The organism is Nostoc sp. UIC 10630 (assembly GCF_010747425.1).
GTDB lineage: Bacteria > Cyanobacteriota > Cyanobacteriia > Cyanobacteriales > Nostocaceae > Nostoc.
In genome coordinates, this window is the sequence record NZ_JAAGOG010000095.1 from 1 (window position 1) to 18,659 (window position 18,659).

At 43.2% G+C, this 18,659-nt stretch carries 15 protein-coding genes and 3 pseudogenes; 10 read left to right on the forward strand and 8 right to left on the reverse strand.

The window, feature by feature from the left end; translation table 11 throughout:
- Nucleotides 1-145: 145 nt before the first annotated feature.
- Both G1O98_RS20830 and G1O98_RS20835 read left to right on the forward strand, forming a co-directional pair.
- Nucleotides 146-466, forward strand: a pseudogene (locus tag G1O98_RS20830) (filamentous hemagglutinin N-terminal domain-containing protein); the annotation flags it as partial.
- 265 nt (nucleotides 467-731) lie between these two features.
- Nucleotides 732-1,379 (forward strand): hypothetical protein, encoded by a 648-nt coding sequence (locus tag G1O98_RS20835; RefSeq protein ID WP_012408878.1) that lies wholly within the window; start codon nucleotides 732-734, stop codon nucleotides 1,377-1,379.
- 60 nt (nucleotides 1,380-1,439) lie between these two features.
- Here the strand turns inward: G1O98_RS20835 and G1O98_RS20840 are convergent, their stop codons facing one another.
- Together G1O98_RS20840 and thrB are read right to left on the reverse strand one after the other, a co-directional pair.
- Nucleotides 1,440-1,949, reverse strand: a complete 510-nt coding sequence (locus G1O98_RS20840; RefSeq protein ID WP_012408879.1) for a hypothetical protein — start codon at nucleotides 1,947-1,949, stop codon at nucleotides 1,440-1,442.
- 29 nt (nucleotides 1,950-1,978) lie between these two features.
- Nucleotides 1,979-2,893 carry a homoserine kinase gene (gene thrB, locus G1O98_RS20845; protein ID WP_163931275.1) on the reverse strand — a complete coding sequence of 305 codons (915 nt, stop codon included), beginning with the start codon at nucleotides 2,891-2,893 and terminating at the stop codon, nucleotides 1,979-1,981.
- Nucleotides 2,894-3,244: 351 nt separating this feature from the next.
- Here thrB and G1O98_RS20850 point away from each other — a divergent pair, with 351 nt between their 5' ends.
- The gene (locus G1O98_RS20850) at nucleotides 3,245-3,985 is read left to right on the forward strand and encodes an RNA methyltransferase (RefSeq protein WP_163931278.1); all 741 of its coding nucleotides are present in this window, start codon (nucleotides 3,245-3,247) and stop codon (nucleotides 3,983-3,985) included.
- A 187-nt stretch (nucleotides 3,986-4,172) separates the two neighbouring features.
- Nucleotides 4,173-5,738, forward strand: a complete 1,566-nt coding sequence (locus G1O98_RS20855; protein ID WP_345940573.1) for a serine hydrolase — start codon at nucleotides 4,173-4,175, stop codon at nucleotides 5,736-5,738.
- Between the two features lie 51 nt (nucleotides 5,739-5,789).
- Here G1O98_RS20855 and dprA read toward each other — a convergent pair whose 3' ends face one another.
- Nucleotides 5,790-6,905 (reverse strand): DNA-processing protein DprA, encoded by a 1,116-nt coding sequence (gene dprA, locus G1O98_RS20860; protein ID WP_163931284.1) that lies wholly within the window; start codon nucleotides 6,903-6,905, stop codon nucleotides 5,790-5,792.
- 258 nt (nucleotides 6,906-7,163) lie between these two features.
- Here dprA and G1O98_RS20865 point away from each other — a divergent pair, with 258 nt between their 5' ends.
- The gene (locus G1O98_RS20865; RefSeq protein ID WP_345940574.1) at nucleotides 7,164-8,258 is read left to right on the forward strand and encodes an alpha/beta hydrolase; all 1,095 of its coding nucleotides are present in this window, start codon (nucleotides 7,164-7,166) and stop codon (nucleotides 8,256-8,258) included.
- Between the two features lie 117 nt (nucleotides 8,259-8,375).
- Here the strand turns inward: G1O98_RS20865 and G1O98_RS20870 are convergent, their stop codons facing one another.
- Nucleotides 8,376-9,065, reverse strand: a complete 690-nt coding sequence (locus G1O98_RS20870; protein ID WP_163931287.1) for an ElyC/SanA/YdcF family protein — start codon at nucleotides 9,063-9,065, stop codon at nucleotides 8,376-8,378.
- A complete protein-coding gene (locus G1O98_RS20875; protein WP_163931290.1) occupies nucleotides 9,065-9,721 on the reverse strand; it encodes a DUF2301 domain-containing membrane protein in 657 nt (218 codons plus the stop codon). Before G1O98_RS20875 ends, G1O98_RS20870 begins: the two co-directional genes overlap by 1 nt.
- Nucleotides 9,722-9,979: 258 nt before the next feature.
- On the opposite strand from G1O98_RS20875, the gene G1O98_RS39025 reads away from it, so the two are divergent.
- From G1O98_RS39025 to G1O98_RS20890, 3 genes are all read left to right on the forward strand, one after another.
- A complete protein-coding gene (locus G1O98_RS39025; protein ID WP_175586788.1) occupies nucleotides 9,980-11,527 on the forward strand; it encodes a hypothetical protein in 1,548 nt (515 codons plus the stop codon).
- 117 nt (nucleotides 11,528-11,644) lie between these two features.
- Nucleotides 11,645-13,627 carry a DUF4157 domain-containing protein gene (locus G1O98_RS20885; RefSeq protein ID WP_163931293.1) on the forward strand — a complete coding sequence of 661 codons (1,983 nt, stop codon included), beginning with the start codon at nucleotides 11,645-11,647 and terminating at the stop codon, nucleotides 13,625-13,627.
- A gap of 62 nt (nucleotides 13,628-13,689) precedes the next feature.
- A complete protein-coding gene (locus G1O98_RS20890) occupies nucleotides 13,690-14,301 on the forward strand; it encodes a HEAT repeat domain-containing protein (RefSeq protein ID WP_163931296.1) in 612 nt (203 codons plus the stop codon).
- Between the two features lie 137 nt (nucleotides 14,302-14,438).
- On the opposite strand, the gene G1O98_RS20895 is transcribed toward G1O98_RS20890, so the two are convergent.
- From G1O98_RS20895 to G1O98_RS20905, 3 genes and pseudogenes are all read right to left on the reverse strand, one after another.
- Nucleotides 14,439-14,975 carry an anthrone oxygenase family protein gene (locus G1O98_RS20895; RefSeq protein WP_163931300.1) on the reverse strand — a complete coding sequence of 179 codons (537 nt, stop codon included), beginning with the start codon at nucleotides 14,973-14,975 and terminating at the stop codon, nucleotides 14,439-14,441.
- A gap of 44 nt (nucleotides 14,976-15,019) precedes the next feature.
- A pseudogene (locus tag G1O98_RS20900) lies at nucleotides 15,020-15,151 on the reverse strand (IS4 family transposase); the annotation flags it as partial.
- Nucleotides 15,152-15,154: 3 nt separating this feature from the next.
- Nucleotides 15,155-15,310, reverse strand: a pseudogene (locus tag G1O98_RS20905) (transposase); the annotation flags it as partial.
- Nucleotides 15,311-15,695: 385 nt separating this feature from the next.
- Between G1O98_RS20905 and G1O98_RS20910 the strand changes: the two are divergent.
- Together G1O98_RS20910 and G1O98_RS20915 are read left to right on the forward strand one after the other, a co-directional pair.
- Nucleotides 15,696-16,406, forward strand: coding sequence for a response regulator transcription factor (locus G1O98_RS20910; RefSeq protein ID WP_163931303.1), 711 nt, complete (start codon nucleotides 15,696-15,698; stop codon nucleotides 16,404-16,406).
- 120 nt (nucleotides 16,407-16,526) lie between these two features.
- Nucleotides 16,527-18,419: a CHASE2 domain-containing protein gene (locus G1O98_RS20915; RefSeq protein ID WP_163931306.1), complete on the forward strand. Its 1,893-nt coding sequence runs from the start codon at nucleotides 16,527-16,529 to the stop codon at nucleotides 18,417-18,419.
- Nucleotides 18,420-18,659: the final 240 nt, after the last annotated feature.

Here is an 18,659-nt window from a genome sequence, read left to right on the forward strand (position 1 = left end):
CATCGCTTGGTCTTTCCCAGTTGAGCAAATTCATATATCACAAGCTTTTTGGCTTTTTCTAATCGTCGAACTCACGTTAAATAAAGGCTTGACAATGAGTGCGACCTCTATTTGGTTGGTTCTGTGCGCTGGAATAGTGCCGTTGATGGTAATGCCAATTTGGTGCGGCTCTGTGAGTGCCCAAGTAACTCCTGATAGCACTTTAAATACCACTGTCTCTCAAAGTGGCGATAACTTTACCATCACCAACGATAATAGAGTTGGCAACAACCTCTTCCACAGCTTCAGCCAATTTTCAGTTCCCAGCAATGGCTTGGCTTTTTTCAAAAATGCCGCAGATGTGCAAAATATCTTCAGTCGCGTCACTGGCGGCAGTGTTTCCAACGTTGATGGTTTAATTAAAGCCAATAGTAGCGCTAATCTGTTTTTGCTCAATCCTAGTGGGATTATTTTCGGCGCAAATGCTCTAAAAGTGGCTTCTGTTTGTAGTAGTCCTAACATACCTTTGAACATTCCCCGCACACCAGGATCAAAATTTCTCTAATGCTATACAAAGGCGAAATGCAAAAATCAACTCCTTAACTTTCCCTAACTTATCCTCATCGACTCCTAGAAATTTTACTAATAGAGTGAAAGTGTTCAAGAAAAACCGACTCTTGTCAAAGCCAAAACAAGCAGACCTTTCAGAAAATCTTGAAACAATTATTAGTGAAAACAAGGAGCAATTTATTATGAAGAAATCTACTCTTGTCAAAGCAACAATGGGTGCTGTCTTATTGTTAACAACAGGTATATTCAGTGTTACCAATGTTAATTCGAGTCAGGCACATTCAGCAAACCAAAAACTCAGGTATGGACAAACATACAAGCTCGTTAATGGTTACGACAATTGGCAAGGAGGTTATTTAGACACGCGGGGAAGAGGCTGCTCTGAGAATCTGCTGTGTGTTTCTACAGCCAACAACCCCAACAGAGATAACGGTAGTGGGTCTTGGAAGATTCTATCAAAAACTGGCAAAACAGGAGTTGTTGAGTCGCTCGATGACGTTTACCTGCAAAATCAATACGATCGAGGTGCTGGTGGTTACTTAGACACGCGGGGAAGAAACTGTTCTGAGAATCTACTGTGTGTCTCTACAGCCAACAACCCCAACAGAGATAGTGGTAGCGGAACCTGGAAAATAATTTCTAAATACAAATCTTCAAATGACTTACGTGAAGATCAGCCTGTTCAACTTGTGAATGGTTATGGTAATGGTCAAGGAGGTTACTTAGATACCAGAGGTAGAGGTTGTGATGGAAATTTGTTGTGTGTCTCAACGGCTGCTGGCGCAGATAGAGATAGTGGTAGCGGAACTTGGAAATTTATTAAGCATTGACATCCTTCCACCGCTAATCAGGAGTACCTGATATAGCGGGGGATTCCAAAGCTCAGAGAATTAAACAATCCGGTTGACAATTGTCCACACTTCTAAATCAGAGCGGACATAAGGAACGGAGATTGTTTTGAACCCAGTAATGAAAGGCTTGTAATAAATCTGCCAATACATTGGACTCAGTTCATTGGCACAAGCTTTAAGAAAACGGACTTCTGCCGCCAATTCTCCAGCCAGTTGATTAATGCGTTGAGCATGAACCTGTGCCACTTCTTTCGCTTCTTCTAGCTGCTGCTGTTGGGTAAGTTGTTTTGATTCAACTTGCCAACGCACTAATTTATTTTGTTTTTGTTTGATTTGGACTTCCAAAGCTGCGATCGCAGCATCAATGCCTTGGAGTTCAACTGATAACTGGGCATTTTCCCTGGCTTGACGGCGATATGCTTCAACCATTGCCTGGGGTGAATCATTCTCGCTAGAGATGACATTATTAATAGTTAGTGCAGCGCGTTCTTCTAAAAGAATTTCAATTTGAGAGTTAAGCGCCGCCACTTCAGCCTGAATTTGCTCCATAAATCGAGTTTTAAGTGCTGAGTAAAATCTTAAAAGCTTTTTGCGCCTTGGGTATCGAGGGAAAGCGATCGCACCTCGGCTGTAATTCCTTCTTCTTGCCAAGCAGCTAACATCGCCGCCTCCACAGCCTCTGAGTGTAATTGATCTGTCAAAGCTAACAGTGTCGGCCCCGCACCACTAATTACCATACCATAAGCACCAGCACTAACAGCGGCAATGTTGACAGCATCATAACCACGAATCAAAGCTTTCCGATAGGGCTGATGCAACTTATCTTGCAAAGCTGTCTTTAACCATTGTCCGTTACCAGTTTCCAAGCCGCGCAACAGTAACCCCAAATGTGCCGTATTGAAAATCGCATCAGCGCGACTCACCTCAGTTGGCAAAACACCCCGCGCCTCTGAAGTGGAAAGTTCAAAATTAGGAATAGCCACAACTGGTACAACATCTTTATGCCAAGGAACATCACAAATTTCCCAGGCTGTGCCACTGGTAGCAGCCAGACGACATCCTCCCAACAAAGCTGGCACTACATTATCAGGATGTCCTTCCATTGCGATCGCTAACTCCATCACCTGCGACTGAGAAAGAGTAGCACCCTCAAGTTGATTTGCCGCAACTAATCCGCCCACAATTGCTGTTGCCGAACTACCCAAACCCCTTGCCAGTGGGACACCTAACTTAATCTCTATTTTCACAGTTGGCGGCGTTTGCTCTATATGTTGATAGAATTTGACAAACGCCTGGTAGAGAAGATTGCTTTCATCAGTTTGGACTCGTTCAGCTTCGGTACCAGTGACATGAATAATTAGCCCACCTTCTTCTAGGCGAGTGAATTTGAACTCGTTGTACAGCTTTAAAGCTGCACCGATGCAATCAAAACCAGGCCCCAAATTAGCAGTTGTGGCGGGAACAGTAACAGTGATGGCAGAAACAACAGACATTGGCAAAACTCACTAATCATCAATCAGCATCTCACATAAGTGGTTGAACAAGAAAGGCAGAGGGCAGGAGGCAGAAGGAATACTGTTTTCGCCCTCTGCCCGTGATCAGAGGGAACATGGGTCTGAGTCCCCCACCATAATCTCTGATTTGGTGGCCAAGAATTGGGCGGCTTTATTGCCCTGTTCACATTCTTCCCTTCTGCCTTCTGCCTCCTGCCTTCTTTACTTCCACCTCTTCGAGGGGTGAGTGCGTCAAACAGGTAAAATGATTTCAAGAAAACTCTTCAGCAGAACTACAACGCTGAGAGTTAGCCTAAAAATATTTTATGGTGCGATCGCAGGAGGCAAAACATGGGCTTGGCTGGATTAAGAATTGTGTTGGTAGAACCAGCTGGGCCGATAAATATCGGGGCGATCGCCAGGGTAATGAAAAATTTCGGGTTATATAATTTAGTATTAGTGAACCCCCAATGCGATCCGCTCTCGACGGAAGCTTTGATGATGGCTGTTCACGCTCAGGAAATTATAGAATCTGCGGTATTAGTGGCAACCTTACCAGAAGCATTGCATGGATGTGTACGGGCGATCGCCACCACCGGTCGCGTTCGCAGTTTAGAAACACCTTTAGAAAACCCCCGCACTGCACTACCCTGGTTACTGGAGGAACCAGAAAAACCCACAGCACTGATTTTTGGCAGGGAAGACCGGGGATTAAGCAATGAAGAATTAAATTATGCCCAAAGATTTGTTGGTATTCCCACCAGTCAAGATTATGTAGCCCTGAATTTAGCTACTGCTGTGGCAATCTGCTGTTATGAATTGTCACAATCTGCCCAACAATTTGACACTCAGACCATAACCCAAACTGAACTCGCACCCTTAGATGTTTTAGAAGGATACTACCAGCAATTAGAATCACTATTACTGAAAATTGGTTATGTATATCCCCATACAGCAGCTAGTCGTATGGGAAAATTTCGCCAACTATATAATCGCGCTCATCTGAAAACTAGGGAAGTAGCCATGCTGCGAGGAATTTTGCAGCAGGTAGAATGGGCTCTGAAAAACCAGAGGGATGGTGAAAACTTGTAATTATTCGTTTAATATATACGCAATCACCCCCCCAAAATATTTAATATGGCTTAAACTAAACACAAAAATGCTACTTAGTGGCAAAGTGGAATTTGAGTATTAATTTTGAGTATTAATATTGCTTAAAGATTAAGTTTTGGGTCAGGAGTCTGCAAGAAAACAGTCAAGTCGGTCACAAGGAGTAACTGTGTCAGAGTCAAGTGACGAACTAACAGCTTTCTCGCGGCGACAACCCCTAAATCGCCGCCAACGTCCACAAAAAGTTCAAAAAGTGGCGCAAAAGAAAGTTAAAGCTAATAGCCAGCAGCAAGCTGCCAATGGACGAGAAGCGGCGCTAGCACGCTCCAAAAATCGCGTTGCTCCCCCCCCAAGCCCTGGTGCTACACGTAGGGTAAAATCGGGATTAGTCATGCCAACAGCAGTAAAACCAATACCAACTGTAAAGGGGAAAATTCCTCCCTTTCGACCAGGTGCTGTAATGGTGAAAACAGTGCGGATGGAAAAGCCAAAAAGAGGCCTGCGTTCATCGCGGAAAACGCGATTAAAGCCAATGGCCAAAACTATGTTATATGTTGTGCGATTGTTGATAGTGGGTGTTGGAATGGGTGCAATTGTGGGCACGGTGTTGTCAGTATTAGACCCGGCTAATCGCATCAGTACAACTTCTGCACCTCAATCTAATAGTAATGTGGCGCGATCGCAGCCACAACCTACCCAAGCTCCCCCAACTGCATCTTCGAGCCTATACCTATCTCAGGAAATTATTTCCTTGAAAAATGCCGTGCAAAATTTGGCAGCAAACTACCCAAATCTTGCACCCGGTATTTTCTTGGTAGATTTGGACACTGGCAATTATGTGGATGTCAACGGCTCTACCAGTTTTCCAGCAGCTAGCACAATTAAAGTGCCGATTCTACTTGCCTTTTTCCAAGATGTGGATGCGGGGAAAATTCGCCTTGATGAAATGCTGACCATGCAACAGGATATGGTAGCTGGCGGTTCTGGAGATATGGGGTCAAAACCAGCCGGAACCAAGTACAATGCCCTGGAAGTCGTCACTAAAATGATTACAATCAGCGACAACACGGCGACAAATATGCTGATTGCTCGACTAGGAGGGATGGAGGCGTTAAACCAGCGTTTCCGCACTTGGGGATTGACAACCACAACAATTCGTAATAGCCTGCCAGATTTGCAAGGAACAAATACTACTAGTCCCAAAGAATTGGCGAATTTGATGGCTATTGTGAGTCAGGGGAATTTAGTCAGTATGCCATCACGCGATCTCATGCTCGATATCTTGCGTCGTACCCAAAGAGACACTCTACTACCATCGGGTTTGGGAACAGGCGCAAGAGCATTCCACAAAACGGGCGATATCAGTACTATGCTGGCAGACACAGGTTTAATTGTTGTTCCTACTGGCAAACGCTATATAGCCACCGTCATGGTACAACGCCCCGAAAATGACCCTCGCGCCGAAAAACTGATTAGCTCAATTTCTCGTGCTGCCTACCAAGAGTTTAACCAAAATGCTGTTACACCCAACAGTACCACAAGCACTATACCCGCAAATGGTTATCAGCCCCAGATTGGGAATCCTGCTTTACCCAACAGTACGACAGGTACTGTACCCATGAGTGGTTATCAGCCCCCTGTTATCAGTCCTGTACCTAATGGGATGGGAAGTACTGTACCGACAAATGGTTATCAGTCTCCAGTTATTAATCAACAGTATTATCCTCAAAGATAATTATTAAATTGCTAAAAGCAAAGCTAAATTAATGTTATTGTCCTTGAACTCTTAACTTTTTTGATACCGCATCCCTGGTAATTGCGAAACTAAACCCATAAGTTCCAACTGCAACAAAGCGCCCGAAACTGAGCCAGCAGACATACCGGTTTGTTGGACAATAAAATCGAAGGGTAAAGCATCACTTGTAAACGCATCCATTACCGTTTGCAATTCTGGCGATAAAGTTGGCATTAACTTTTCTGGCGCTGTGGAAGCCTCGACTCCATCAATTTGTGGTATTGCTCCCAGCATTGTTAACAGTTCATCTAATTCCTTGACAATCAAAGAAGCTCCCTGACTCAGTAACTTTAAGCATCCTTGAGATGGATGATCGTCCACTCTTCCAGGTAAGGCATAGACATCTCTACCAAATTCATTTGCGTAGGTAGCAGTAATTAACGCACCAGATTTTAAAGGCGCTTCCATTACGAGGATGGCGCGGCTTAAACCCGCAATAATTCGGTTGCGACGGGGAAAGTGCGTGCGATCGGGTGGGGTTTTTGTGGGGTACTCACTCACAACTAATCCAGCCGTCAAAATTTGCTTGTACAAATCCCGATTTTTATGTGGATAGATCACATCTACACCAGTTCCCAAAACTGCGATCGTGCGTCCACCTGCTTTCATGGCAGCGCTGTGGCTTTCGGTGTCAATTCCCTCTGCCATCCCAGAAACAACTGTAAAGCCATTTTTAGCCAAAGCTGTACTAATTTGGCGAGTCCAACGGATACCGTATTCTGAGGGTTGGCGGGTTCCGACAATCCCAACCATCGGTTTTTGTCCGAGATTTTCTTGGAGTTCAACTTCACCGCGATAGTACAAAATCGGCGGTGGACTGGGAGTTTCCAGCAGTAAGCGGGGATAATTTGCATCTGCTGGTGTCCAGAAATGGGAATTTTCTTGCTGGTGCTTGGTGAATAGTTGTTCTGGGTGCAAACGCGATCGCTGTTGTACTACTTTTTCTAGTGTCTGAAAACCAAAACCCTCCACTTCTCCTAATTCTACCTTGGTAGCGTTCCAAGCTGTTGCCAGCGTGCCAAAATGCTGTTGCAGCCGTCGCAATAATACCGGGCCAATTCCCGAAATTTGCGCCCAAGCTATCCAATATGCGCCTTCTTCCACCACGGTTTCATCCTCACGCCCACTGGATTGAGTATTCCCAAATTGGGCTTGGCTGTTGAGGGGGATGAGGGAGCAGGGAAAGAATTAATGACAAATGACAAATGACAAATGACTAATAACTAATGACAAATGACTAACCCCTTGACTTTTGACTCTTGACTCTTGACTATTAACTATTGACTATCTATCTTCTGATCTTCTGTGATGAAATATTTTTATCGTCTTTTAATAAGCCTATCTGGGTGCTTAATATTTTTACTGGTGCATAGTGGTCTTGGTTTGTTGCCTAGTTTGGCAGCCGAGAAAGTTACTGTCAGATACGGGTTGTTTGAGCAATCGATCCCGGTGGCAGATATACGCAACTATGGCGAGAAGCAAAAGGCTTCTAGCGATTTACAATCTTTCTTAGATTACCTCAGCGCTAAAGAGAAAGAGAAGTTTCAAGAAGCCCTTCAAGTGAAAATGTCGCTTGATATTGTGGCTTTAGATAAGTTGATAAATTCAGGAATGGGCAAGCAAATTTTATCTTTTGCTTCTGGTGCGATCGCCCGTCGCGATCAAGCCAGTACACAAGCCCTACGTTCTGCCATTATCATCGGAGCAAAATCACCAGAAGGTCTAGGATTAATCAGCTTTTTAGAAGCATATCCTAGTAATCAACTAGTTGTTGACGTGTCAAAAATTTCTAAGCTAGTTGGACTGGCAAATTCCTCTTCTAATTCTGCTGATGCACCACCAAAAGACAATGTAAGTTCTTCACCTTTTGGAAAAATTGCACTGCAATATCAAATACTCGCCGCCCAAGATAAACAGTTTTCAGGTTGCTTATTTGGCGATTCTATTTCGGCTGGGCTTGGTAATACCCTTGGAAGCGGCACTTTTAATTTTGGGTTAAATGGCCTAAGCACAATCTCATTACTGGAACAATTGAAAAGTTTAATTTCTACTAAAGTTAAATGCGAAAAAGCTATTATTGCCGTAGGTGGAAATGATGCTTGGTATGGAATTAGTGATGAATTGTTTAGCAAAAATCTCCAAGAGGCGATCGCACTTGTTAGAACAATGGGAAATAAAGAGATTTTTCTGATTCCGGCTTTTTATTCAACAGTTGCAGCCAGCTTAGATCCAACTGTTGCAGCCCCACTTCCTAAAGTTGAACAAATTAATGTTCTGATTAATCAAGTCGCTGAAAAAGAAAAAGTACCAGTTGCAGCAGCAGGACTAGCACCATTGTATGAAAATAATGTTCTTAAAGAGAATTTTACGAGCGATGGCGACCATCTCAATGCCGAGGGTCTAAAAATTTATCGACAAGCATTATTACAAATACTAGATAATTCAGGTAATTCCAAATAGAAAAACATTCCAAATTTTCTTGTGTAATAGGTGTCCTAATTCAACATAAAACACTCAGTAGATAGATCCCCGACTTCTTTGAGAAGTAGGGGATCTGGGAATTACAAATTATTACTTTTAGGCTTTCCAATTCAAAAACCGCGCATAGATATAAGCGATGCCTTCATCAAGAATTGTCCGCACACCTTGGCTAGAAACCCACCATTTGTTTGGATCGTAATCATGAGTTTTAGCTGCGATCGCACCAACTTGGACTTTAGGTGTAAGTATTTTTCTGAATAGAAACCAACTCCTACGGGTGTGAACATCCAAAGAAAAAACATTAATTGATTGTAGCTTTAAATTGGAATCGGATAGCCAGCGATAAAATTCAGCAGCAGATGCATAACTACGATCCTTTATTACCATTGGTGTCGGAACAGCTACTACCTTCTCCGATTCTAAACCGAGTTTCTCGAAGGTAGCAGCTGATACTTCTGCAAAGCTTTTGTATTCGCTAAGATAATTTCCTTTTTCTATCGATCCTCCTGTAGTAATTACTAGATTATAAGAACCGTTTTTAAATTCAGTTAAAGCTTGTTGTATGGCATAATCTGGTAGCCATCCTTCAACAACTAATACTTCTGCTGATTTAATAGGGGAAGTCACGGCGAGAAATGAGTGTACATGAGTAATAGCGAAAAATATTAAATAAACAATCGAAGCGATCGCAATCGCCCACCCCTGAGCCGTAAGTGTCCACATTTCTTGGCGTTTTATTAGTTTGATTTTTGGAAAATTTTTACGCCGACGGTTTTTTGCCTGCATTAAATTTTAGCTAGACGTTGTTCTTCCAAGTAAGTAAATACAGATTTATCTCCAATATCAGCAGGAATTGCTTGCACTGTCTTTCGCAGAGCAAATACCAAAAACAACGTTGCCCAAATTCCTAATAAAACACTTTCGCCCTGAGTTGGTAAAATTCCCACCAAATGTCCTAATAACAGTAGCGGTACTATTAGGGTTAATACTTTAGTCTCTAAGCGATTGAAGCAAAAAGCCTCTTTAAAATAAATCCCTGTCAAAGCAACGAAAATAAAACCAACCCCAAATAAGGTAAGAGGCTGATTGTAAACAGTTAGAGCTAAAGGTTGAGTACTAGAGATTGCCAGAATTACTGATGCCATACTACCGATCGCCCAAAAAATTTGCAACATTCGATGCAGTGATGCCATGTAGATATGAATGGTAAATAAACTTACACCAAGAGCGAGACCAAAACAAGCATATAAAGGTGTAAGTGCAGTGACAACAGTCGGGTTATTGTTGAACAAAATCAAAGCGCTGCCTATAGCAAAGCTGACTGCTGCTACCATTAAGCCAGCGCGGTAGATCATTACGCCAGTGCGATCGCTCTGAGTAATTGTAAATTCCCCAAACTGACCTTGATAAACTTCTGGTGGAGGTAGTGTTTGCGTAGTCATAGTTAAAAATATTGTTACGATTTACTAATAGAGTACAATGGGAAATTGCTGAAGGGTTGCTTTTATTATCGATAATGAGACAAACTTTATGGCACAATCACAAAGTTTTAAGCAATTTTTGTCGTATTTAGTATAGCTAAAAGTGAGATGAGCGATCGCATTAGAGAATAATTTCCACTTAAGTCGATAGCGATCGCAACTAGACAAACTGTATAATTCGTTTCAAAAATACGCCTTGTGAATCTAAGGTAGGGTGAGATGAGCGATCGCATAATTGGGCGCAAGAAATCAGCCGCATCAACTTTTACGAATCCGTCGCTTGCCTCACCAGGTATTCCGACACTAGCGAACCCAATACACGGCTTTGGTTCACAAATTAATACTGCTCCACTCCAAACAGTAACTGAAGTCGCCCCAAACCTTCAAGAGGCACAGTCTGCTGATGGGCAATTATTGGAACCAGAAGCCATCAAAGAAAAACCCCTTAGTCACGACATAAGTCGTATATCGTTACGTCGCCCACAGGCAAAACTTACCGTTAGCCAGCCTGGAGATAAATACGAACAAGAAGCTGACATGACGGCAAATCAAGTCATATCGATGCCTGATTCTGGCGTACAACGTGACATTCTACCAGAAGAACAGAGTCAAGAAAAGGTTCAAACCAAGCCTTTAGCAGCTGCAATAACTCCTCTAGTGCAAAGAGAGCAAAACCCCCAAAATATCCAACCTATTTCACAGGCTGTGATTCAACGAGACGATCAGACTGACAAAAATCTTAATCCTCAAGAAGGAACATTGCTGCTGTTGGAAAAGAACCGTCCAAGTGTGGAATCTGCAAGAGCAAATGCACTGGTGCGGCTAGGAAAAATTACCAAGTTGCAGAGCGATGGCAACCGAGCCATTGGGTCGTTAAAGGGACAACTGCTAAGGGTCTCTGAGCGTTACGATCAAGCTTACAAACAGTTTGCCACAGTTATGGCTGCTGCCCAACAGGAAGCCCGCGATCAGCAAGAGTTAGTTGATCTGGTGGTAGGAATTGCCATTGGTGTTGCGGTTGGGCTTTGTTTTGAGGCAGTGGGAGCAGCAGCACTTGTTGAAGGATTAAGTAAGGGGGCTGCAACAGGATTGGGTAAATGGGCATTTATGGCAGCTGGTGAAGCTGCCGGTGAAGTTGGTGAGGCTGGTACTGCGAAGGCAACAGGTGGACTGACTGATGTCGCCGGGAAAGATATACAACCCGATGGGCTTAAACCTGAAGTGTTAAAGATGGAGATTTGGAAATCCTTGAGTAAACTGCATGAATCAATGGCAAAGATTGGATCGGGTAGTTTGGATCAGGCATTATTAATGGCTGCAGCAGAGTATGCAATCGGTGAGATCAAAGCACAGCGCGGCGGCGGTGCAGATATGACCCCTGACGAGGATGTTGATCTTGTTATGGCTGTCCTCAGTACTGACAAAGGATCTAAGACATTGGATAAAGCACTTGACCAAGCGAGCGAAAAAATGTCTGCTTTAGAGGGTAGTATTGCCAATATGCCTAACTATGATGTCATCCAGATGGAGAAAGATATTTGGATTTTATGGATGAGCAGGCTAAAGAAGGATTCTAACATCATAGATATCGATGCAATTGAGGATCATCTCGCATCACTTGGAATAGTGGATTTTGGTATGTATACAACAGACGCAGAGGAGAATGAAGCGATTGAAAAGGCACAACAGCAAGCTGCCGATGTCCGCAAGCGTCGTAACCAAGCTGTGAGTGCTGGTACCTCTGGGCCGACTCTAGGTAATCAGTAGTGCGATCGCATTGCAAAATAATTTCCACTTTAGTCCATAGCGATCGCAATTAGATAAATTTTATGATGTGTGTTATCAATATGCCTATGGTTAAGCCATAAATGAAGGAAGTGTGATATGAGCAATGACGGACAACAAGCTTCTGGGCATCTACGCATAGTTCAGCACCAAAAAGCAGGTATATCCACTGTTCTAAATCCGTCCCTTGCTTTATCAACTATTCCCACACTGGCTTCTCCAATGCGTGGCTTTGGTTTACAAACAAATAATCCTCCAATCCAAAGACTAACTGAGGCATCAACAGAGCTTCAAGAAGTGCAGTCTGCTGATGAGCAATTCTTGGAACCAGAAGCCGTCAAACAACAGCCCCTTAGTCATGATATTAGTCGCATATCCTTGCATCGTCCCCAGGCAAAACTCACGGTTGGTGCGCCAGACGACCATTATGAGCAGGAAGCCGATAAAGTTGCCGATCAGGTTATGCGAATGGCTGAACCAGAGCCAATAGGTTTGCAGAATACACAGACTCAAGACCAAGTGCAAACTAAGCCTCTAGCCTCTGCCATAACTCCCTTAGTGCAACGGGAGGCAATGCCAGAAGAGGAAGAGGAACTACAAACGAAACTTATTAATGCATCTATCCAAAGAGAGATTTTACCAGAAGAAGAATTACAAACTAAGCGATCGCTACAACTCGCTACCAATGACAGCTTCCAAACTGGGGAAAACTTTGAGAATCGGCTAAACAGCAGTGAAAGTGGAGGAAGCCCATTACCAGATGCCGTGCGTTCTTTCATGGAACCCCGCTTTGGTACAGATTTTAGTCAAGTACGGGTACATACAGGCACTCAATCGGTGCAGATGAATCAGGATTTAAATGCTCAGGCATTTACGCACCAGCAAAACATTTTCTTTGGTGCAGGCAAGTCACCAGGTAATGATGCATTAACCGCCCATGAACTGACTCATGTGGTGCAGCAGACAGGAACAGCCCAGAGAAAATTGATTCAACGGGCAATTAACCCTACATACGATCTGACACACGGTATTTTTGAAGTAAATGCCACACCCAACGGCGCGAGTTTACCGATTACTATTCGTTTCAAACCCAAAACCACCGCTCCCTACTCTAACCAGATTGGACTGATTCAGATTGTGCGTCTGACAAATGCTACAGGTACAAATGTCGAACCTCAGTCTTTACCTGCTGCTAGTGGTGCTAGCCTCCGTACCACTGCTGATGCAACCACGGGAGTTGAAGGCGGATATTTCACTGATGCGCTGCATAATGATGCACCTGCTCACGGTGGTACAGGAACCAATGCCGCAGCCGGAAGTGCATTACCTGCCCAGTACCCCTTTGGTAACGACCCAGCCCAACCCAATCCCGCAACCCCTGGACTTTCACGACCCTCTTCTAGTGGGGCAAGTGGAGCCACTATTGGTTACAAACGCTCCGATGACCCCACCGACATCAAAGCAGCAGAACTAACCGATGCTCCCGGAGGGGCTGGTGAGTTCAACTTCGACTTTCAGACGGTGGCTAAGGGAGAAGACACCATGACAACTTACGGAGCGCTTCATTGGGGCTTCCAAATCCGTGCTGGCAAAGTTGAGAACGATCATGCATCAGCACAGGATGGTCAATCTGCCACCTTCGATGCAGCTTTGCAGAAGCATCAAGATTTTTACGTACACGAACCAGTCATTTTTTACTTTGATTTCGACAGCGACCAACTGAGTTCCAGCGAAACAGGCAAGATTGATACATTCTTAGATTACCTGCGGCGATTCCCTGATGTAAAAGTAACTCCCGAAGGCTTCGCTGACAGGCGCGGCGGCGCATCTGGGCACAACCTCGATCTATCTCTACGCAGAGCGCAGGCAGTGGGAGCAGCCCTGCGTGCTAAGGGTGTAGCTGAAGCTCAAATTAGTGCTGTTACTATTGGCTCTGGTTCAACCGAAGACTTTACCCCTGATGCCACAACTAACCAAGATACAGAAGCAAATCGCCGGGGCAATCGCCGAGTTGTCTTGAGCTTTCAGCATGTGCCAGCAGCAGCACCAGCAGCACCAGCAGGGGGAGGAGGGACACCTTGATCTTGAGAACAATAGGAATATTCGTGATAGTTGTGATGCTGGCCATCGGAGGAAATTTGTATATGAATAATCAAGACGCTACTGCGACACCTATGGAGCAGATCAAAGCACGTCTCTACTCTACAGATCAAGACACTAGCGCTTTAGCACTAGGTGAATTGATTCGTTTAGGCAAAAAAGCCACCCCGATTTTGTTGGAAGCCTTGACTAACCCCAACCCCCGTACCCGTCGGCTTGCCGCCGAGGGACTGAGCGAAATTGCCGATCCCGCTAGTGCCGATGCTTTGTTCCAAGCCACCCATGACACTAATCCAGAAGTGCGTGCCCGTGCTGCCACTGCCCTACACCAATTAGGAGATAAACGCTCATTATCCGCTTTGGTCGCTACCCTTGATGATTACCCTGACATTCTGCACAATCCCTACACAGCTTCGATGTATCCTTTAATGCGAGGCGGAAAAGAAGTTTTACCTTTGGTAATTCCTCTTTTGCAAGCACCAAACGATCTCACTCGTGAGCGGGCTTTTTTGATTGTTAAGGCTGTAGTGAGTAAGCTACCCCAAGGGCAAGACTGGAATCAGTTGTGGCAGAGTTTGGGAAGTTATGATCCTGCAGGCCAAAAGGCAGAACGTGACAAGGCTGCTCAAAAATGGCAGGAATGGTTGAGCAAATAATTTAATTAGTCACAAAAAAACTAAGTATGTTACGAAACGTAAATAGGCTTAAAACCCTTACTAATGACCAATGACAAATGACAGCCTTAGCCAGTTAGCTTTAATTTCGCCAACTTACTTACCCATTAGTAGGGGAGTTACCTAACCGTATTATCGATTCCCTCTACGATTATTGAACCCAAACAAAGCGCGGTGGTGAGCGATGCCGCGGCTGCTAGCGCCGCTACCGTCCGAATGTGATTCCAGATTATCCAGTTGGTCAAGTAGCTAGACCATAGGCTCGCACCTTCAGTACTGTCCGGCTCGACTTTCGCCAGGGCTTCGTTGAGCGGTACATTGAAAACTATTGTCACGCCTAATGTACCAACGAGGTAGAGCAAGCTGCCGAGAAGCAAGTAGGCAGCACCGGGTTGATGCCACTTTAATAGCGAAGAGATTAAAAGAAAGATACAAGCCGCAGCCGTTCCCAAAAACGCTGTCATAAAAAATGGATTGATTACCGTGATATTGATGGATTGCATAGCGGTAATGCCCTGTGGCGGTTTCAGCCGAGCAAGGGCGTTCATCACGAAAGTCGAGAAGGCGAAGAAGACTCCGGCTATCAGCCCGCAGCCCAGTGCCGAGAAAAGCTTTAATGCGAAATAATATTGTTGAGTTATCAGATGTTGTAGCATCGCCTCACCGAAAAAATGGGTATGAAGCCCCGTCCTTGCAGGACGATCACCTGTTCTATCTGTATGGGAAACGAGTGCCTTTGCTCCATACTTACTAATGATAATGTAAAAAAAGATAGCCCTAATATAGGTTTGCTAACCAAGCTAGAAAAAAATCTATCCAGTCCATAAGTTTTTTACCTCATTAAAACATCACTTTCCCTACTTATCCATTGAAATTCTGAGTTGAGAATTTCTTCAACTGTAATGTCGGTAATTTGAGTTAACCATCTCACCCAGTTGTCGGGTGCAAGGCTAATTAAGCGTTTGGTGCTGACCTCTGCGGGTTTTGTCATTGTCAAAAATCATACATACTACAATATCCAGATTCCCAGAACCTTCTCAGTGCATGAATTGAAAATAAGCTAGTAGTGATGCAATACTTTTCGGTTAAGGGTTAAAGGGGAAAGGGAAAGGGTTTGAATTTCCCTTTCCCCTTTAACCCTTCCCCAGACCAAAAGAGAGATTATTGGGTTTAACCGAAAAGTATTGAGTAGTGATGAATAATCTCCTCTCAGCATTATTTGCACTTTTCTGTATATGTAGGACATTCATCTCCAATTAAAATAGGCGGATACTTAAAAGAGGAGGACATTTAAAAGAGTGCTGATTTTAAATATTACCTGCAATGGCTAAGTATTGAGTAGTAAAGCTTAAAAAACTTTTAATTTGGATAAAAATATGGTGATGAAAAGTTTGAAAGAACATCAAGTTTATGGGCATTTAGCAGTGGAAAAGAAGCTTGGTATTCTTGTTGTCGATGACCACCAATTAATTTTGACTGGTACTCTTGATGTCTTAAATCGAAAGTATCCTGAAGCTACTATTATCAAGGCTCAGACGGCAAAAGATACACTTTCTCAAGTGCAATGTTACCAGTTTGACTTGATTGTGATGGATTTATCAATTCCCGATCGCCAAGGGGAGACAGCAGAAATTGATACCGGAATTAAGCTGTTGCAAACTTTACTTAAAGAATATCCCCATCAGAATTTCATAGTGCAAACTAGTTATGTGAAGGCGTTAATCAGAATTAAACACGAGATTGATAATCATCAAGGTGGGTTTGCGATCGCAGATAAAGGATTACCCGAAGATGAAATGCTCATGCGGGTTAATTTAGCACTTCAGGGTGCAACTCACACCAAAGACATCAAAACAGGAATCGAACTCAAGCCGGAATGGTTGGATGTGTTGCGTTTGGCTTTTGAAGAGAGTTTGACAGATAAGGCGATCGCAGACAGAATGTATAAATCGGAGCGAGCGGTACGTACTTACTGGACGAAGATTCAGGATGTTTTGGGGGTGTATCCTGAAGACTGCAAGCAAAGTGGTAAGAATATGCGAATCCTCACCGAAATTCGTTCCCGTGAAGAAGGTTTAATTGATTAATTACAGCTATTTTCACCTAAATAGACCACACGCTAAAGGTATCAGCTGTACCTCTACGACAAATGTCATTCAAATACTTTCAATATGCTCTAAATATAGGGAAAATTAATCTTAAATTAAATGAGAAGGGGAATCTGGAATCGTATTTGCCAAGAATTTGGGTTGTGGTCGCTGGCTGCACCTCCAGGGATTATAGTCCTATTTATGGTGATGTTGATCCGAATAACTGGGGGAATGCAATCTTGGGAATGGATGCTTCTCGATACGATGTTACGTCTACGTCCGGTAGAAAAACGTGATGAACATATAGTAATTGTGGGTATCGATGAAAAGGATATTACATGGGTTAAGCAGTATCCAATTCCAGATGAGAAGATTGCAGAGTTGCTCACCAAGTTGGAAACTTATAAACCCATAGCTATTGGTTTGGATATCTTCAAAAATGTTCCTGTTGAACCTGGTGGCGAACAACTAGCACAGGTATTACGGTCAAATTCTAAGATTATTGGCATTGAAAAAATTTTACCACCCGCAGAAACTTCACCACCCCAGAGCTTGCCACCCGAAAGAGTTGGATTTATTGATTTACCTAATGATGAGGATAGCAAAAATCGGCGCTATTTGTTGTATACGCCGAATCCTAAAAATATCAACGAAGATAAATATTCTTTAGCATTGCAGTTAGTTACTAAATATTTAGACGCAAAAGGAATTGAGTTGCAAACGGGAAAAAATGACCCGAATACAATCAAATTCCGTGCGATTGAATTACCCCGAATTACCCATAATTTTGGCGGATACGTCAGGGTCGATGATGGGGGATTGTCAATTTTAATGAACTTCCGCAACAGTGAGCAACCTTTTAATGTTGTGTCGCTACGCGATATTCTCAATGGTCAAGTTGATGCAGAATTGCTGCGCGATCGCATTGTGTTAGTTGGCAACCGCAACCTGAGTACGGGAGATGCTATTTATACATCTGCCTTGCCTGGCTTAAAATTAAGCGGTCAAATTTATGGCATTGACTACCACGCTCATGTGATCAGTCAAATTTTGAGTACTGTAATGGATGGTCGCCCAATGTTGCACAGTTGGGGAGATATTGGAGAGTATACATGGATATTGATTTGGGGGGTTTTGCCGATTATGATCGGACGGCTGACCCAATCTGTTTGGAAAAATATACTGTGTGTGAGTGTAGCGGGATTTTGTCTGTTTAGCTGCGGGTATATGATGCTGTGGGTGTGGGGTGTATGGATTCCTGTAACACCGGGTTTACTTGTATTAGCCGTAAATGGCGTAGGTTTGAGTGCTTTTGCATTTTACCAGCATGATAAATTCTTGCGATCGCAAATTCACGAACGTCAAAACACCATTCAAAATACTTTTACCGTAATTCATAATGGCCCTTTGCAAACCCTCGCTTATGGATTAAAGCATCTACGTGCTAAAGATATCTCTTACGAGCAATTGCTGGGACAATTTGAAAAACTCGATCGGGAGATTAGAGAGATTGGCGAATTTCTCAAACTCGAAGCATTAACTACAGAAGAGAGTTTGCGTTTAGGTAGCGGATTAATTCTTGAATTGAATCGACCACTTCACGATTTGTTATATGAAGTTTATTCTAGTACCTTAGAACGAAAGGATTTTGAAAATTTTAAAACATTAAAAGTTAAAATTCGCAATTTTGACCCAATTGATGATAAATATTTAAGTATGGAAGACAAACGGGGAGTTTGTCTTTTTTTAGAAGAAGCTTTGTGTAATGTTGGCAAACATGCCCAAGGAGTCAAGCGTGTAGAAGCATCAGGTATTTGTAGTTTAAATAACTATAAATTGTCCGTCAAAGATAATGGTTCGGGAATCACATCAAAACTAGAAAATAAAGGCACAAAGCATTCTAAAATACTTGCTCAACAATTAAGAGGAGAGTTTCTACGCGAATCACTTTCTCCTCGCGGGACTATCTGTGAACTTAGTTGGAAACTTAAGAGAGAATTTGAGTTTTAAAACTTATATTTATGATTCTGCTCAGAGAATGTTTGAAAAGTAGCAAATTGTCTCACTATTCCTCCGATATCCCCCAAACAATAGGGGAATAAGCACTCAAAGTCCTCCACTTTATCGGAGGATTTAGGAGGAGATAAAAATATTTGATACATAACTAGCCACTTTTAAAACAATCTCTCATAGAAATCGGAAAAAATTAAGAATTTTAAAAGTTTCAGATAACCCTACAATCAACAACAT

Coding starts and splice junctions, on each gene's coding strand:
- G1O98_RS20835 (WP_012408878.1), top strand. CDS start 732: ATGAAGAAATCTACTCTTGTCAAAGCAACAATGGGTGCTGTCTTATTG.
- G1O98_RS20840 (WP_012408879.1), bottom strand. CDS start 1,949: ATGGAGCAAATTCAGGCTGAAGTGGCGGCGCTTAACTCTCAAATTGAA.
- thrB (WP_163931275.1), bottom strand. CDS start 2,893: ATGTCTGTTGTTTCTGCCATCACTGTTACTGTTCCCGCCACAACTGCT.
- G1O98_RS20850 (WP_163931278.1), top strand. CDS start 3,245: ATGGGCTTGGCTGGATTAAGAATTGTGTTGGTAGAACCAGCTGGGCCG.
- G1O98_RS20870 (WP_163931287.1), bottom strand. CDS start 9,065: ATGCAGGCAAAAAACCGTCGGCGTAAAAATTTTCCAAAAATCAAACTA.
- G1O98_RS20875 (WP_163931290.1), bottom strand. CDS start 9,721: ATGACTACGCAAACACTACCTCCACCAGAAGTTTATCAAGGTCAGTTT.
- G1O98_RS39025 (WP_175586788.1), top strand. CDS start 9,980: ATGAGCGATCGCATAATTGGGCGCAAGAAATCAGCCGCATCAACTTTT.
- G1O98_RS20885 (WP_163931293.1), top strand. CDS start 11,645: ATGAGCAATGACGGACAACAAGCTTCTGGGCATCTACGCATAGTTCAG.
- G1O98_RS20890 (WP_163931296.1), top strand. CDS start 13,690: ATGAATAATCAAGACGCTACTGCGACACCTATGGAGCAGATCAAAGCA.
- G1O98_RS20895 (WP_163931300.1), bottom strand. CDS start 14,975: ATGCTACAACATCTGATAACTCAACAATATTATTTCGCATTAAAGCTT.
- G1O98_RS20910 (WP_163931303.1), top strand. CDS start 15,696: ATGGTGATGAAAAGTTTGAAAGAACATCAAGTTTATGGGCATTTAGCA.
- G1O98_RS20915 (WP_163931306.1), top strand. CDS start 16,527: ATGAGAAGGGGAATCTGGAATCGTATTTGCCAAGAATTTGGGTTGTGG.